Source organism: Sphingobium sp. D43FB, assembly GCF_002312805.1.
Taxonomy (GTDB): Bacteria; Pseudomonadota; Alphaproteobacteria; order Sphingomonadales; family Sphingomonadaceae; genus Sphingobium.
Genome location: NZ_NMUA01000046.1, coordinates 1 through 15807 on the forward strand (window position 1 = coordinate 1; position 15807 = coordinate 15807).

Annotated in this window: 14 protein-coding genes; 11 read left to right on the top strand and 3 right to left on the bottom strand. The window is 61.9% G+C overall.

Going from position 1 to position 15807, the window contains the following annotated elements:
- The 7 genes from SxD43FB_RS21175 to SxD43FB_RS21210 form a co-directional block, all read left to right on the top strand.
- Positions 1-434, top strand: a 434-nt coding sequence (locus SxD43FB_RS21175) for a hypothetical protein (protein ID WP_141249578.1), incomplete at its 5' end; no start/stop codon positions are given.
- 94 nt (positions 435-528) lie between these two features.
- Positions 529-1731 carry a type IV secretory system conjugative DNA transfer family protein gene (locus tag SxD43FB_RS21180; protein WP_096063864.1) on the top strand — a complete coding sequence of 401 codons (1203 nt, stop codon included), beginning with the start codon at positions 529-531 and terminating at the stop codon, positions 1729-1731.
- 12 nt (positions 1732-1743) lie between these two features.
- Positions 1744-3042, top strand: a complete 1299-nt coding sequence (locus SxD43FB_RS21185; RefSeq protein WP_096063865.1) for a hypothetical protein — start codon at positions 1744-1746, stop codon at positions 3040-3042.
- A 542-nt stretch (positions 3043-3584) separates the two neighbouring features.
- Positions 3585-4055, top strand: coding sequence for a DUF736 domain-containing protein (locus SxD43FB_RS21195; RefSeq protein WP_037480224.1), 471 nt, complete (start codon positions 3585-3587; stop codon positions 4053-4055).
- A gap of 86 nt (positions 4056-4141) precedes the next feature.
- Complete coding sequence (locus SxD43FB_RS21200; RefSeq protein WP_096063867.1) at positions 4142-4423, top strand: hypothetical protein; 282 nt, start codon at positions 4142-4144, stop codon at positions 4421-4423.
- 72 nt (positions 4424-4495) lie between these two features.
- A complete protein-coding gene (locus SxD43FB_RS21205) occupies positions 4496-5506 on the top strand; it encodes a DUF2493 domain-containing protein (protein WP_096063868.1) in 1011 nt (336 codons plus the stop codon).
- 414 nt (positions 5507-5920) lie between these two features.
- Entirely contained in the window at positions 5921-6901 is a 981-nt protein-coding gene (locus SxD43FB_RS21210) for a DUF2493 domain-containing protein (protein ID WP_096063869.1), read from the top strand.
- A 458-nt stretch (positions 6902-7359) separates the two neighbouring features.
- Here SxD43FB_RS21210 and SxD43FB_RS21215 read toward each other — a convergent pair whose 3' ends face one another.
- Entirely contained in the window at positions 7360-7596 is a 237-nt protein-coding gene (locus tag SxD43FB_RS21215; protein WP_232016437.1) for a hypothetical protein, read from the bottom strand.
- Positions 7597-8237: 641 nt separating this feature from the next.
- On the opposite strand from SxD43FB_RS21215, the gene SxD43FB_RS21220 reads away from it, so the two are divergent.
- The 4 genes from SxD43FB_RS21220 (at position 8238) to mobF (ending at position 14058) form a co-directional block, all read left to right on the top strand.
- Positions 8238-8564, top strand: a complete 327-nt coding sequence (locus SxD43FB_RS21220) for a hypothetical protein (RefSeq protein ID WP_043152364.1) — start codon at positions 8238-8240, stop codon at positions 8562-8564.
- 156 nt (positions 8565-8720) lie between these two features.
- Positions 8721-9020 (top strand): CopG family transcriptional regulator, encoded by a 300-nt coding sequence (locus SxD43FB_RS21225; protein ID WP_043152366.1) that lies wholly within the window; start codon positions 8721-8723, stop codon positions 9018-9020.
- Entirely contained in the window at positions 9017-11107 is a 2091-nt protein-coding gene (locus SxD43FB_RS21230) for a type IV secretion system DNA-binding domain-containing protein (RefSeq protein WP_043152368.1), read from the top strand. The genes SxD43FB_RS21225 and SxD43FB_RS21230 overlap by 4 nt, the downstream gene beginning before the upstream one ends.
- Positions 11104-14058 (top strand): MobF family relaxase, encoded by a 2955-nt coding sequence (gene mobF / locus SxD43FB_RS21235; RefSeq protein WP_043152370.1) that lies wholly within the window; start codon positions 11104-11106, stop codon positions 14056-14058. Before SxD43FB_RS21230 ends, mobF begins: the two co-directional genes overlap by 4 nt.
- Positions 14059-14482: 424 nt before the next feature.
- Here the strand turns inward: mobF and SxD43FB_RS21240 are convergent, their stop codons facing one another.
- Together SxD43FB_RS21240 and SxD43FB_RS21250 are read right to left on the bottom strand one after the other, a co-directional pair.
- Positions 14483-15130 carry a transposase gene (locus SxD43FB_RS21240; RefSeq protein WP_235209790.1) on the bottom strand — a complete coding sequence of 216 codons (648 nt, stop codon included), beginning with the start codon at positions 15128-15130 and terminating at the stop codon, positions 14483-14485.
- Positions 15131-15485: 355 nt separating this feature from the next.
- On the bottom strand, positions 15486-15807 hold a 322-nt coding region (locus SxD43FB_RS21250; RefSeq protein WP_141249579.1), incomplete at its 5' end, for a transposase.

Consider the following 15807-nt stretch of genomic DNA (forward strand, 5'->3'; position numbering starts at 1 on the left):
CGATCGAGGCCCACCAATATGGCTTCTGGGTCCATCTTGGCTTCATCGATGACTGGCCCGATCGCCCCGATGGGCTTTCGCCTGAATTCTGGGCTTTGCTGTCGGACGCCCGCAAGGCTGGAGCGAATTGGCTGAGCTTCGACCGTGATGAACCGCCTTGCGATCGATTCCCTGTCTTCGCGGCCGGGCAGGGGGAGGCAACGGGCGACGCCGGGAAATCGGTCAATGCCGCAAACCCCGCTGCCAGGATCACGATCCGCTGTTCTGCATGTGGCAGCGCCGAGGTGATGCGCGATGCCTGGGCGCGTTGGGACGATGATGCCCAGGACTGGGCGCTCGGTTCTGTGTTCGACGCAGCTTTTTGCGAGGCCTGTGAAAAGGACGCCACGCTGTCCGAACAGTCGATCGAGGGATCGCAGCACAAGCATCCCTGATCGCCAGGCCGCCAGCCACTTATCGCGTCAAGCCCATTCCCTCGACCAGCATCTCCGGCCGCTCTGCGCGACGCCGGGTGAAGAAGGACATCAGATGACCATCGCCAACCATGATTTCACCCGTGACACGAAAGTCCCGCTCGGCCGCTCTTCGACGGGTCCGCTCGAACTGGATCTCGGCAAGCTGATGTCGGGGCGCTGTCTGATTCAAGGATCTTCGGGCGCGGGCAAAAGCCAGACGCTGCGGCGGATCATCGAAGAAGCCTTCGACTATCTCACCACCATCATTGTCGACCCGGAAGGCGAGTTCGCCAACCTTGCTACGCATATCGGCGCAACGACGGTCATCGCACGCGAATATGCCAATGATGGTCTCACAGCGCTCGCGCTGCGAACGCGGCAGCATCGTATCGCCCTCCATCTCGACCTTACCGATCTGGAGCCCGATCATCGCATCGAGAAAGCGGCGGCCTTCTTTGCGGGCCTGCTCTCGACACCGCGCGAACATTGGGCCCACACGGTGCTGGTATGTATCGACGAAGCGCATCTGCTCGCGCCGCATATGGCAGCCTCGGCCCGCGACGCGGAAACCCGCCGCATCGGGGTCGCCACCTTGACGGATATGTGCGCGCGGGGTCGCAAGCGCGGGATCGGTACGATCATCGCGACCCAGCGTCTCGCCAAGCTCGCAAGTTCGGTGGTTTCCGAACTTCACAATCATCTGATCGGCCTCAACGTCTTCGACCGCGATGTCGCGCGCGCTGCCGACCTTCTGGGGTTCGGCAGCGATCAGGCGGCGTTGCTGCGCCAGCTTCCGCCCGGCGAGTTCTTCGCCTTTGGCCCCGCGCTCGCGGCGATCCCGGTGCTGGCGAAGATTGATCAGACAATCACCCCCCATATCGGGCGCACGCCCGATCTCGTCGCTGCCGCCGATCTTGATGCCGATGAAAGCCGGACCCTGCTCGATCTTGACGCCCTGCGCGAGGTCATGCCGACAAGGGGCGATCGGGGGACCATGCGAGGCCAACGTGCGCTCGACGCCTTCCTCCTCGATCCCGCCGCCCCCGCTGCTGCACGGATTGTCGGCGCGCTGGGCAGCATAGCGCCCAACGCCACCACGGCTGACGATCTGGTGCGGCACCTTGCCCTCCCTGCGAACGATATCGATGCCGGGCTCGACCTGCTCGCCGCGATCGGTGCGTCCGACACCATGCCGCGCGGCGATACGCGGATCGCGCGGCTGTCGGCCCGGTTGCGCCTGCGTGTCGTCGATACGCCCGTTATCGGCCTGGTCTGAACGGAGAGTGCCATGAAAGAGACAAGCTTCGATCTTGATGCTGATATCGTCGAACTCACCCCGTTCGTCCCTGACCAGCAAACGGGTACAACCGCGCCACTTGCCGAGTTGGCTTTCCGTGCCGACGCATGGCTCCCCGATGAAACGCAGCGCTTGCGGGCCGCCTTCGTCGATGACGGCACGCTAGAGGAGATTGCCACAATGCTGGGCCGATCTCGTGCCAGCATCGCCACGCGCATCTATGATCTTGGCCTTCGCCGAAACTCGCGGCGATCCTGGATCGCGTGGGAGGATGAGGAATTGGCGCGCTGCTATACGCACGAACCAACCGCGACACTGGCTGCCCGCCTCGGCCGCGCTGTGAGCGCCCTCTATGCCCGTGCGCAACTGCTCGGACTCTCCGAGCCCGGATCGCCGCCGTATAGTGGTTGGGAAGATGCACAGCTTCGCGCCGGGTACGCCAAGGGTGTTCCCGTCGCCCAGATTGCCAGCTTCATCGGCCGTCCCTTCGCTGGCGTCATCTCCCGCGCTTCGGCGCTGGGTCTGCGCCATGCCTGCCAGCCGGACGACTGGAGCGACGCGGAAATGGCTCGCGCACTCGCACTCGCGGCCACCGGCGTGCCCTATGTCGTCATTGCCAGGGCGCTCGCTTCTGAGGGATTTCCGGCCCGGAACAGTCGCAGCCTTGGCCAACGCCTTCGCAAACTGGGCTACGGCAGAGGGTGGGGCAGGCCGTGGATCATCGAGGAAGACGAGCTGCTGCGCCACGCCTACGCTACCGGGGCGAGCCTTACGCCCCTGCGGGAGCGGCTTGGCCGCAGCCCGCATTCCATCCGCTGGCGTGCAGAGGCGCTTGGCTTGCGCGGCACGCATGTACGCCGCGACGGGTTTCGGCAGGGACCTGTCTGGACGGCCGAGGACGAAGCCCGGTTGCGAGCGGATTATGGCAAGGTCCCGACACGGGAACTTGCCCGGGACCTTGGTCGCGGCGTGCGCGCTGTCCTTTATCATGCCAACCGTCTGGGGCTGGTGCATGGCTTCATGCGCGCATTCAGCGCGCATGAGGACCGGGCGATCCGCAACGCCTGGACCCATGGCGTCTCGATGGTCGATGTCGCCCAGGCGCTTGGCCGCGATCCCGCCGTCATCGGTAAGCATGCCGCGCGCATCGGCTGCCGGTTCAATGATCCGGCCAGGCCCGTCCGAGGCCCCAGGACCCGGCGGGCAAATCGCACAACCGTCACGCTTCAAAGCCTGCTTGCACTTAAATCCGCTGAGGCGGTCGATGCCGATCGGTCAATCGCTACCTGAACCTATTCCAGCATGGAGGCCATGATGCCCTCGTCCGATCTGCCCGCCCGGTTGTCACCTTGCCGGCGCCGCTTATGCTCATTCGATCACGCCTATAAAATCGCCATCAACCTTCGGCGGGACACGGGCATCCCACATTATGTCATTCGCGGGATCGTGCCCTTGCAGGCCTATCGGGTGACGACAAGGCCGCCGGCCTGGCCGGATCGCTGGCTGGCGATGGCGGCATGATCTCACCATGCGCACCGCTACCGCTATTCGCCCGACCGTAGCCCCACCGCGCCTTCAGCCTCGCGCGCCATCCACCTGCGCTGCCCCCGGCAGGGCTGTATTGGCGACCCGTCCTGCCGGGGTTTTGCGCTGAATTGTGGGCCGGTCGCAGGGCTGCGGGTGGCGGAGGGGCGAGCGTCGCGGGAAGGATGGGGAGCGCTGTTCCTTCGACGGGCGGCGCGGGGGGGCAAGGGCGGGACAGAGAGGAGAGAAGGGACGGGGAGGGTGTCGCCGGAAAATGGATTTCGAGCGACATTCGAAAGGTCAAGACGATGAACATCGGTGAAATCTTCAATCAGAACGGCCGCCTGACGGGCTCGATCGCCACTCGCACGATCGATCTCCCGCGCATCGGGCTGCGCAAGGTCATGAGCGAGAATGAGAAGGCTCCGGTCTACGAAATCCTGGCTCTCAACGTCGCGCGTCGCTGGGTTCAGGTCGGCGCATTGTGGGAGGCTGCGTCCAAGCGCACCGGCGAGGTCTTCCTTGCCGGCAATATCGACGATCCCAGCCTGCCTGAACCGCTGCCGATCGCGCTCTTCCCGGCCGATCATGGCGGCTACATGGTCGCATGGCGGCGCGACACCATGCGCTCCGACTTCGGGGGCAGCATGGGGACCAGCCGCACCAATTATGACGATCGCGGTTCGCGCGACGAAGGCGGCTTCGGCGACAGCACCGCAGGGGCTGACGGCGAACTGGCCGGGGCGGGCGCAGCGTTCGGCGAGGAGGACCCGTTCTGATCACTCGTTGATCGGAACCCGTTCGGGGCCGGGGAGGCGTCAGGCCTCCCCGGCCCTTTTCCTTTCTTCGCATGAGGAGACAGTCCATGCCGCTTCCTTCTTTTCATGACATCGCGCCGTTGTCCGATCTCTCGGCGCTCTGCGCCGCGATTATCGCCAGTCCCGCTATCCGGGACCTGCTGGCACCCCGAAACACGCTTGCGATCCGCTCGCCGGAGATCCCTGGCGGCGTTACATGCGGCGAGATCATCGCTGCTATCTATGACCTGCTCGAAGGCACGCCCTTTGCGCCCCATGCGGCGCAAATCGTCGATGCCGTCCTGACGCGCTCAACCGCTTTCGCCAGCGTACGGGCGAACATGCACTGATCGACATAATGGGGCGGGACGCTGTTGCGCGTTCGCGCCCCTGTTTCCTTTTCCATGATGAGGAGAAGTCCCATGACCCATGACCATTCGCACAGTATCAGCCACTTTGCAGACCTGCCGACACTGTTTGCACAGATGACGGCGACACCGGAATTCAAACGCGCTTTTGGCGATCCCATCCCGCTTTCGATCATCACGCCGGGCGACGAGCCGGGCGAGCATGATATGCCCGAACCGCTCCACGCGCAGGCCGATTGCGCGGGTGTGATCGCCACAATCTTCGATCTTTTGACCGATACCCGCCTGGACGCGCTCGCGCCCGAGATCGCCTGGGGCATGGTCAACAGCTTCCACTTCGTAGCTGGCAAGCTTGAACGACAGGAAGACATGCTGGCCAATGAGCTGCGCGATATGATCCGACGGATCGAGCCTTCCGAGGTTTTCAACAGCGAACTCGAGGAGAAACAGCTCCTGTGCCAGTCGCTGACCGAACAGCGCGAGGCGGTCGAGTGCATGCGCGATTATGCCGCTGAAACTTTCCGCGTGCTATCGGGTCGCCCCTGGTCGCCGGCGCGTGGATCGCGCGTCTCGAATGCCGCTACCGCTACGCAGGTGTCGATACAGGATTTCCTGCGTGCCCGGGAACTGGTCGAACGCGAGCGATACCGCCCCCGCGGACCGATCGTCATCGCCTCAGGCCATGCGGAATGGCATGACTGGCAATTGCTCTGGGATCGGCTCGACACGATCCTCGAACGTATCCCGCATATGACACTGGTGACGACTGCGCAGCGCAAGGGCTTCGACGCGATCGTGGCCTCTTGGGCGGGCAATCGGGAGGTGCAACTTGTGACATATTCGCTGACGGGGTCGGGGCGCGGTGCGCCCTTCGCCCGCAATCGCAAGCTTGTGGACCTGAAACCCGTCGAAGCCTTGCTGGGTGAGGGATCGGGTATTCAGGCCAATCTTTATCAGGCCCTGCGCAAGGCCGGCGTTCCGATCCATGCCTTCCGCAAGGCCGACCAGGTGCCGGTCGAAAAGGTCGCTCCGCCCCAACGCAACCGACTTCGCCGTGCCGCCTGACAATACATCGTTTGCATTCCGTTCGGGGACAGCGCTACGTGTGCTGTCCCCTTTTTCATGGAACAGATGCTACCTTGGCGATCAGGGTAAGCGTTGCCGGCACTTCCCTGCGAGGCCATCGCCTGGAGGCACCCATTTGCGAATCAGGGGCATCGAGCCCCAGATTCGCAACGCCTCTTCTCTCTCTCAAGAATTCCAAGGGTGGCACGGGACCGCGTCGGCCTCAAGGACGACGGGGCCCCACCATTTTTCGGGGCGGGTCAGGCATTGCGTCCAGCCTTCCACCCTTGTGGCCGCCCCAAAAAATCGTGACCCCCATCGCCGGCTGCGCCGGTCGCGTTCCGCGATCCTTGACCCCGCCGCTCGGAGCCCGTGCCCAAGGGGGAACCTCTTTCGTTTCAACAGGAGGTTCACATGACGAAGATCAACCAGTCTGACCGCACATTTTCCGACATCGCCGCATTCATCACGCAGGAGACAGCGGCCACCACCGACGATTTCCACGCCGCCTTCGCGTCCGATCTAGATGGTGTCCGCATCGGGCGAGGCGGTGAGGAGATGGCGACCGACATGCCCGATCCGAGGGAGGCACAACTCGCCGTCGAACTGATCGTCACGACGCTTTTCGACGTCCTGCGGGACACGCGTTTGGAACCCGCCGCGCAACGCCTGGCATGGGGCATCGTCAACAGCTTCCATCACGTCGCTGACCAGTGGGAGGGCCAGGCCGACAAGGCGATACGCGAGGTCCAGGACCTGCTGCGTCGCGCCGATGGCAGCGAAATCCACAGCGTCGAACTCGAACAGGCACGCGACGAACTTGAATATCTCGACGAAGCTACCGATGCGCTGCGGTGCATGCGCGACCATGCCGCTGACGTCTTCCACACCGAAACCGGACGGCCATGGTCCGCGCCCAAGGGGTCGCTGGTATCGAGCAAGCGCACCGCGTCGGTTATTGCCGCCACCGATTTCCTCGCCGCCCGTCGTCAGCGCAGAACTGATGCGCACAACCCGCAAGGACCCATCGTGATCTTCTCAGGAGGAGCGGAATGCTGGTTCGACGACCACCTCATCTGGGGCAAGCTCGATGAAGCCAAATCCCGAAATCCGATGATGGTGCTGGCGACGACTGCGCAGGACAAGGGGTGCGACGCCATGGCCGCAGCCTGGGCAGCGTCGCGCAAGGTGACGCTCATCACATTCCGGCTCAGTGCGAAGCTTGGCAAACGGGCGGGCTTTGTCCGCAACGAGCAGATGGTGGGCCTCCGTCCCGTCGAGGCGCTGGTCTGCGAAGGATCGGGATTGCAATCGCACCTCGCGAGGCTCGTCAAAGAGAAGCGTGTTCCGGCGCGGTTTGTCAGACGGAGCGATCAGGAATGGGAAGCACAGTGACGCCTCGGGAGGATCGGTCCGCTTTGTCGGGCCGATCCTCATTTCTTTTTCGAGCGTAGCACTCGCCCCCGCTTAGGGACCCGCAAGCGGGCCCGTCGCAGGTGCGATGCGGAACCGCCAGCGCGGTCCCGGCCTCCTGCGCGCGGCTTCGCCGTGCTCGTCGCAGGGACACCCTTCGGGTGCGGTTTGGAAGGGCGGGTCGTCGCGGAAACGTTCAGCGTGACCATCTGAGGAGGGGTGGGCCATAGCGCGGAATACCTCCTATGGCTTTATCATCTAGAATGATCAGAGCAGGGGAAGTCTCGCCAATATCCGTGGATGTGCAGAACGGGGATGCTTCGTCCCTATCTGGTTTGCCCGGAAGACCGCATCGTCATCCTGCGCTCTGATACCGACAGGAATGGGCTTCTTATGCTCCACCCCTGCCGGTCATCTTCAGATTGCCGCTTCGCGGCGGGTCAGGTCACCGGCGGCAACTTCTTCAGGGCCGTCAGCGCTGCGCTGCCACCAACCCGGATCGCCTGCATCAGAAGTTCGCGGAACTCACGTTCCGTCAGCGTCTCGATCGGCACGTCGTTCACCATGGCTGCATATTTGCCGCGCAGAGCGCGGCGGGCGGTTTCCAGATCTTCCGTCAGCTTGCGCTGACGTGTTTCGAGATCGGCAAGCCGATCCCTTTCGGTCATCTTCGGCATTTCCATCGTCCTTCCCCGATGGGCTGCCCGTCGCATGCAACTTTGCCATATCGACGGGCCAAAGCAAGAGCGGCTTGCCGCTTCCTGGGGAACTGGCGGGGTGTACGGCGCGCCGGCGAGGCAGCGATGCTGGCATGCGAAGCCCGGCGTTAAATCTCCTGATGACGGTAATCACGCTCTCGGGACCGGGCCTTATATCCGGCCTCCTTTTTTAAATTCTGGGAGAAAAAGCTCATGAGCTCTACCCTCAAACCACCCCGATATCGATCCCTGGAAACCAGCAGAAAGGTAGCCCCGCGCCTACCGGCACGAGGCAGCGCAGCGCGAGCGCGCTGCGTAAGGCGGGACGCACGGCGCAAGGCCGTTTTGTAATGGACCCTACGCACGGGTGCTGCGGGCGCATTATGCCCTGAAAACATCGAGATAAGTCTGTATCACATGTCACACGTCGAACCGGTGGGCTGTCGTACGCGGAACACAGGGCTCACACGGGGCCACATATCGTATTGAAATGACTTCGGGAATTTCGTGATACGCGTCGTACGCCATTGCGGATCCCAGAATGCTGTGACGGCAGGTCACCGCCCGTTGAATCCTGGCCGAATTCATGGTCTTTTTGCCGCGGCAGAAAGGATAGCGCCATGACGGAATTGAACGAGGAATATATCAGCGACCTCCGCCGGGCGGTGGTCAAGGCCATCTGCGAAGTGTCGGCGCAAAGGCAGCACTCTCCGGAAGCGGGGAAGGGGGACACACTCTATATCGGCTCAGCCGAAGTCTGTCAGATGCTCACGATTTTGCTGGCCGAGTTTCTGGAGGGCGTCCCTGGTCTCGATACGCCCAGTGAGGTGCGGCGCATGTCGGACGTTGTAGCCAAGAAGATCAGACTGGGGATCGGCGAAATCCGTCGATACCGCGACGAGACAGGCGGAACGCCGCCGCCGTCCATCATCATCAGAGGCAACTGATTGAGCTGCTCAGCCTGTTCCTGTCGGCACATATCCTCAGCGCTCAATCTCTGGATCAATCTGGTGATAGGGCGGCTTGCGCCAATATTGCCATTCCGGTAATATGCGACCGCTTCATGATATTTTCGAAGGTCTCTGGATAAGGAGACCCTTCGCTTGCCCAAGCTTAATTTCCGCCTCGATGAATCGCTGCATGCCGCCTTGATGCGCCGTGCGCTCGGTGCGAACCTGTCCTTATCGGGGTTCATCCGTCAGCTCCTTGAACAGGCGGTCGATGAGCGCAAACGCTATGTTTTCTCCTCCCAGGATGAAATCCTCGCCACGTCGATCCAGATCCTATCGATTGTCGCGACGTCCGTCGGCCAGCAATCCCCCAAAGCGCTGGAACAGGGCATGGCGCAAGCCCGAATGATCCTTGCCGAACGCGGACTGCTTGGCGGGGAGGAGATCCCATGAGCATCTTTCGCAACGACACATTAGGCTCCTGGACGCGCGGTGGCCAGGCGATCGTCCACAATGTCCGCATGACGACCCAGGTCTTTTATCAGACCATATTAGCGGGTTTCATCATCTGGATCATCGGCACACTCTGGTATGCGTTCGAGAAATCGACCGAGTATGAGCGGTTCGTTCTGGTCAAACTGGCTGAGGCGACGATCAAGGTGGATGCGGCCGCCGGGACCAATGATCCGGTGCAGTTTCGCACCCCCGAAGGCCAGGCTTACTGGACCTCGGCGGACTGGCTGGTTGCCTCCACCCTTGCGAAAAAGACCATGCATGCATTTGAAGTCTATCTGCTGCATGGCGCACTGCTCTCTGGCCTGTTCACCCTTGTTATGCTCGCCTGGGCCTGGTTCTACTTCACCCGGACGGGTAGGGGCCTTGGCTCCAACGAATATCTGCGAGGGGCAAGGTTCGGCACGATCCGCCAGGTGAAACGTGCGCTATGGCGACAGACCAAGGGACCTCTGGTGATCGGCAATGTGCCGGTGCCTGAGGCCTATGAGCCTGAGCATATCCTGCTGTGCGGTGCGCCTGGCACGGGAAAGACAAACCTCATCGTCGGCATGCTCGACGGCATCCGCAAATCGGGTCGGCGCGCCATCGTCTATGATACCGCCGGTACCTTCGTCGAGAAATTCTATCGGCAGGGCACTGACATGTTGCTCAACCCACTCGACCAACGCGCGGCGCGCTGGTCGCCCTGGGTCGATGTGCCACGCGATTATCATTATGATCAGATCGCGGAATCGACCATTCCCGACAAGCATGGCGATCCCTTCTGGGCGAAGGCGGCGCGGGGCACGCTGGTTGCGGTCATGCGCAAGCTGGCGCGCCAGAAACATACCTATGTATCGGTGCTGCTCGATCGTCTGCTGCGCTCCAAACTGAAGGACCTCGCCGCCTTTGTCACCGGCACTGATGCCGCCGCCTTCATCAGCACCGAAGGCGAACGGACATCCGCCGGCATCCAGGCCGAACTTGCATCGGTCATGCGCAGCTTCGGCTATCTCGATGATACCGAAGACGGCTTCTCGATCCGAGACTGGGTGGAAAAGGGCGCTGATGGAAGCTGGCTCTTCATCACAGTGAAAGCCGACCAGCTTCCCTCGCTACGCCCGCTTATCACCGTCTGGCTCGACATCGCAATCAGCGCGATCATGAGCCTGGCGCCCGATCGCGACCGACGGCTTTATTGCGTGATCGATGAACTGCCGACGCTGCATAAGCTGCCGTCGCTCTCGGACTTTCTCGCCCGTGCCCGCAAATATGGGGGGTGCGGCATATTGGGCTTCCAGTCCTATCCCCAGCTCAAGGCGACCTACGGCAAGGACGATGCGGCCGCTATCACTGGCTATTGCTCGACCTGGGTGGCGCTGCGCGCGAACGACACCGATACCGCCGAGCATGTTTCGATCAACCTTGGTCAGGTCGAACAGGTCGAAGCCAACGAGGGCATGTCCTATGGGGTCAACGACATGCGCGATGGGGTCAATCTGTCGCGGATGCAGGTGACGCGGCCACTGGTCATGTCGACCGAGGTCACCAACCTGCCAAACCTGGTGGGCTTCCTGCGCTTCGGCCGCAATTTGCCCGTGGTGAGGTTCGATAGCCGGTTCAACAATGTACCATCGTTGGGACCAGCTTTCCTCGAACGCACGACGCCCCCCATTCAGATCGACAAGGCCGGGATGCTCGTTCGCATCGCTCACGCCGAAGCGCGTGTTCGCGAAGCGATGGAGCGGGAAGCCACGCAGTCATCTCCGCCGGCGACACATGGCGAGATCAAGCCAGCGAAGCCTTCGGTATCTTCAGAATCCGTCCCGACGCCACCACCGCAGCCGGAACTGTTTACGCTTCCAGCGCAGAACATCGACCCGCAGCGCGTGGAAGATATATTGCTCAATGACGAGAATGCCGAGCTTCCTGCGCCCGCCCGCACCCTTTGGACGATCCTTGCCGGCAGGCAGGGAGAAATCCGGTCCGATCTTGTCCAGCATGGCCGGGATGACGGACCGCGTGAGCGGGCGAGGCCAGCATGATCCAGCCGCAACGTCTCCATGGTACACCAGCCAATATCGCCCGCTACTACACGGTTGGCGATTACTACACCAAGGGCGGCAATGAACCGTCTGCATGGAGTGGGCAGCTTGCAGCCGATCTCGGCCTCTTCGGCGCTGTTGATCCGAAGCTGCTGCGCGACCTTCTTGCTGGAAAAGTCGGCGATCAACAACTCGGGCGGCACCGCGCGGATGGCGAAATTCAGCATCACCCCGGTTGGGATTTTGCGGTCAATGCGCCAAAGTCGGTTTCGATCATGGGGCTGGTGGCAGGTGACGAACGCGTGCTTGCCGCCCATGAGGACGGGGTGACCGCAGCTATTTCCTATCTGGAGGAGCAGGCGCAGTTGCGCCGCCGCGATGAGGGCAAGATTGTTCATGAAACAACGGGTCGGATCCTGGTTGCTCGCTTTACCGAGCATGGCAGCCGGGAACTTGATCCGCATCTGCATACGCATCTCGTCGTGCTCAACATGACGAACCGCGAGAATGGCGATCCCATGGCAAGCCTCGAAAGCCGGGTCATGTATGGCGAACAGCGCGTGGCCGGGCAGATCTATCGCAACGCGCTGGCTTTCGGCTTGCGCGAAGCGGGCTACGAAATCGATGCTGATCCGCGTTCCGGATTGTTCGAGATACAAGGCGTGCCGAAGGACCTGATTGACCAATTCTCGCAGCGCGCCGAAGCGATCGAGGATCATGCGCGCGAGCATGGTCTGGTGGGACAGAAAGCCCAGCGTGCTTCCTTCTACGCCACCCGCAAGGCGAAGGTTAAGATCAGCCAGGAAGAACTCGGCGCGCAATGGCATCAGCGGACAGGCCAGCGTCTCGAAACGCTGCAGGAGATTGCTGCGCTGGCGCGGGGTCGGGAAGGGGAGCATCCGGCGCCCACGGAACGCGATGCGTCGCGTGCGGCTCTTTTCGGCTTGCGGCAACTGGAGACATCCGAGGCGGTCAACAATTTAGGCGATATATTGCGCACTGGTCTTGCTGCCTATGTCGGTGAAGTCCGGCTCGACCATATCCGTCCCCGGATCGCAGCACATGAGGTCCTGCGCAAATTGCTGCCGACCCCTGATCAGACCGGTGACAGGTTGTTGACCCGTGGCCGCACCAGCCGGAAGTCGTGGCGTCTGGAGCTGGCATTGACCCAGCATATCGCGCTTGGCCTTGATGACGCGCGTCCAATCGCCACCAGCGATCGCTTGCTGGCCGTGCTCGACGGGACGTCGCTCAACACGCAGCAGCAGCGCGCACTTGTCGAGACGGCGCTGACGCGGGATCGGGTCACGGCGATTCACGGTGTTGCCGGTTCTGGAAAATCTACGCTGGTGAGAGTTCTCGCTGAGGCGGCCGAGCCGGGAACGTCATTGATTGCATTAGCACCCACATCATCGGCCGCTGCGGAACTGGGAAGTAAGGCGAACATCATGTCTCATACTGTCGCCAGCTTCGTCGCGCGCGGCGGGCAGGGGATCACGGACCGCCATGTGCTGGTTCTCGATGAAGCAGGGCAGCTCGGCAACCGGCAGGCCCAGCGGATGCTGGAGATCAGCAGGACAACCGGCGCACGGCTGCTTTTCCTTGGAGACGAGAAACAGACAGGGGCAATCGAGCAGGGTAAACCCTTCTGGTTGATGCGAAGGCTGGGCTTGCCAACGGTCGAGTTGACGCACGCCGTGCGGCAGGAAACCAAATCAATCAAGGCCGCCGTCACAGCCGCGCGGACGGGGAACTTTGCCGAGGCATTGGCGAAGCTCGATAGCGTCAACACCGTCGACGACAATGAAAAGATGGCGGAGCAGGTCGTCAATGCCTGGATACGGCTCAAGCCGGAATCACGGACAGGGACCAATATCCTTGCTCTCGACAATGCGACCCGGCTGATCGTCAACAGTAAGATTCGCGATGTGTTGAAAAACGAGAATGGGCTGGCTGCCGAGGACAGCCGGTTTTCCATCCTGGCCCCGGCGGGCTTGACCGATATCCAGAAGCATATGGCCCGCTTCTACGGGGCGGGGCAGGTGGTGCGCTTTGATCGGGACATCGCTGGCCACGGTATCGCACAGCACGCCGATTATCGCGTCGCAGGACTAGGCCGGGAGGTCAATGGGCGCCAGGTTGTGCGTTTTGTCGACGATCAGGGGCGCGTCATACGCTGGGATCCGCAGACGACAAGGGCCCGTCACATCAATGTGTTCAATCCTGAAGAACGGGAAATCGCCGAGGGCGACCGTATCCAGTGGCGGCTCGTCAGTCGCGAACTTGGTCTGCGCAATGCCGAGCGCGGCACCGTGGAGAAACTTGACGGCCCCTTAGCGACGATACGATGGGATCGAGATGGGCGCGTGCAGCGGGTTGATCTGTCAGAACACCGGACCTGGGATCATGGTTATGCAGAGACGGTCTATTCCGCTCAGTCCAAAACCTATCCGCGCGTTTTCGTGCTAGCGCCCGTCGAATCTCCGCTGGTCAACGCCCAGAATTTCTACACGGCTATCACCCGCGCGGCATTCGGCGCCAGGCTCTGGACCAACAACGTCAAGGAACTGATTGCCAAGCTTGAGCGCCAATCAGGAGAGAAGACGTCTTCGTTGGAAGGGTTGGGCCGGTTGAAGACTGACCGCGTAGATGCCTTTTCGAAACGCCGGGAAGACCATTTGGCAAGTCTGAGGGCCGAGCAGGAGCGAGACCGAAACGAGCGGCGCGATTGGGCTCTCGATCGACAACACCACTATCGTGACCGCTCACCCCGTGGCGCGGCTGAGCATCTTGCCGACGGTGCCCGGAGCATCGCGCAGGTGCTCGACAGGTTTCTCGCAGGCATTCCCGACCATGCGCGCGCCGAAGGGAGAGCGCCGAAAACCGGCATCAACCGGGAAAATCACTCTCCTGCACCTCGACCCGAACCCTCCCATGGCCCCGAACGATAAGGTCACTGCCCATGCTTCGCTCCAAATTTGCCCTTCAGCTGACCCATGCAAAGCGCTTAGCAGTTGCCGTCCCGCCTGAGTATCTATTTGAATTCAGTACTTCGCGCCAGACCAGAGGGTGTAGAGTCTCCCTGAGCCGCATTGGATGGACCAAACCGCACAGCAGGACTTCTGTCAGTCGTAGCGCCGCCGCCGAGATCAATTCGGGGAGAGCGCTCTTTGCATTTCTCAAAGGTGGCCCAGCTGCGGCGCTGTCACTTTACAGTGATCCGACCAATTCGATCACTACGCCTGGAACCGCTATCCGGAGGGTCAGATGACGTCATACGGCATCCCCAGGCTGTTATGCACTGCCGTCATCAGTATGGCATTGTACACCACCCCCACACTTTCGAAGTAACTACCAACCTCCTCGTAGGGTCGCTCAGGCGGAGATAGCGCCCAGGATGGTGCGGAATGGCAGTTGTCCGGTGAGGCGCGCGGTGTCGACGGTTGACCGCAGTGCGGCCTCCGCGTCCGCAGCCCATTTGGCGCGATAGCCGTTGGTGACTTTTCGCTGGATGACGCTTGGCCTCAGCGCCCGCTCGCTCACGTTGTTCGTGGCATCGACCTTTCCGGCAAAGTCGCAGAAGGTGAGCAATTGGTCACGGGCACGGCGGATTTGGCCGAGCAGTTCACTGGCCAACGGACAATCGGTCGCGCTGGCGAGGATGGCGCCGAGGTCGCGCTCAAGCTTACGCTTATGGCTTCTTACGGTGGAAGAGGCCAGTTCGGCGATACTTCGGGCGAGGCTGAAGGCACGATCAAGCCAGAGCTGAAGACGCACGCCTGTCAGATCGCTGCCATGTTCGGCAACAAAGCGGGCCTTTCGGTCGAGGTGGGCGAGACACGTCTGGTGCAGCCGGCCATGCCCTTGCTGGGCGGTATAACGGTCAGATATCCAGACGTCGGGCTGGTGGCCATTCATGATGTCACGCACGACTTGGCCTGCCCGGGTAAAGTCGGCGGTATGGACGATGGCCTCAGCCGAGCAGAATACCCACTGGTAGGCATTGCACCCTTCGATCCGCACACCTGTTTCATCGCAAGCGACGACATCGGCTCGGCGCAATGCGGCCAGCGCGCTGCCGCGTCCCGTCTCCGCCTGTATTCGGCAAGCCTCGCTTGGTCAGCCCTGGCTCGAGAAAACGCTTTGGGGATTGCGTGATCAGGAAGCGGGCTGGATTGGCGCTGAAGTTCGTAACAGCAATGGCTCTTATGATCTTGGTCCCTTGCAGATCAACAGTTGGTGGATACCTCGCATCGCTGCGCTTGTTGGGCGTGCACCTGTTCAGGTTCGACATTGGCTGCGGTTTGATCCCTGCTTCAATGCGCAGGCTGCAGGGTGGGACTGTCAGGATTTCCGTGTGCGGCCGGGCGGTTGAACATTACGCCGCCATGGCCCTGATGAAGCGCTCACCGAAGATTACGGCGAACTGGGCCTTGGCCATGGTCCACTCACGTGGCGGCATTTTCCACTCTTTTTCCGACCTGTTCAAGATCAGATAGAGCAATTTGGTGGCAGCTTCGTCGCTGGGGAAGTGGCCCCTGGCCCGGACCGCGCGCCTGAGCTTCGAGTTCAGCGCCTCGATCGCGTTCGTCGTGTAAATGATCCGCCGCACGTCGTCTGGGAAGGCGAAGAACGGGATGACCTCACCCCAGGCACGCCGCCAGTTCTGGCCGATCGCGGGATAGCGCTGGCCCCAGGGA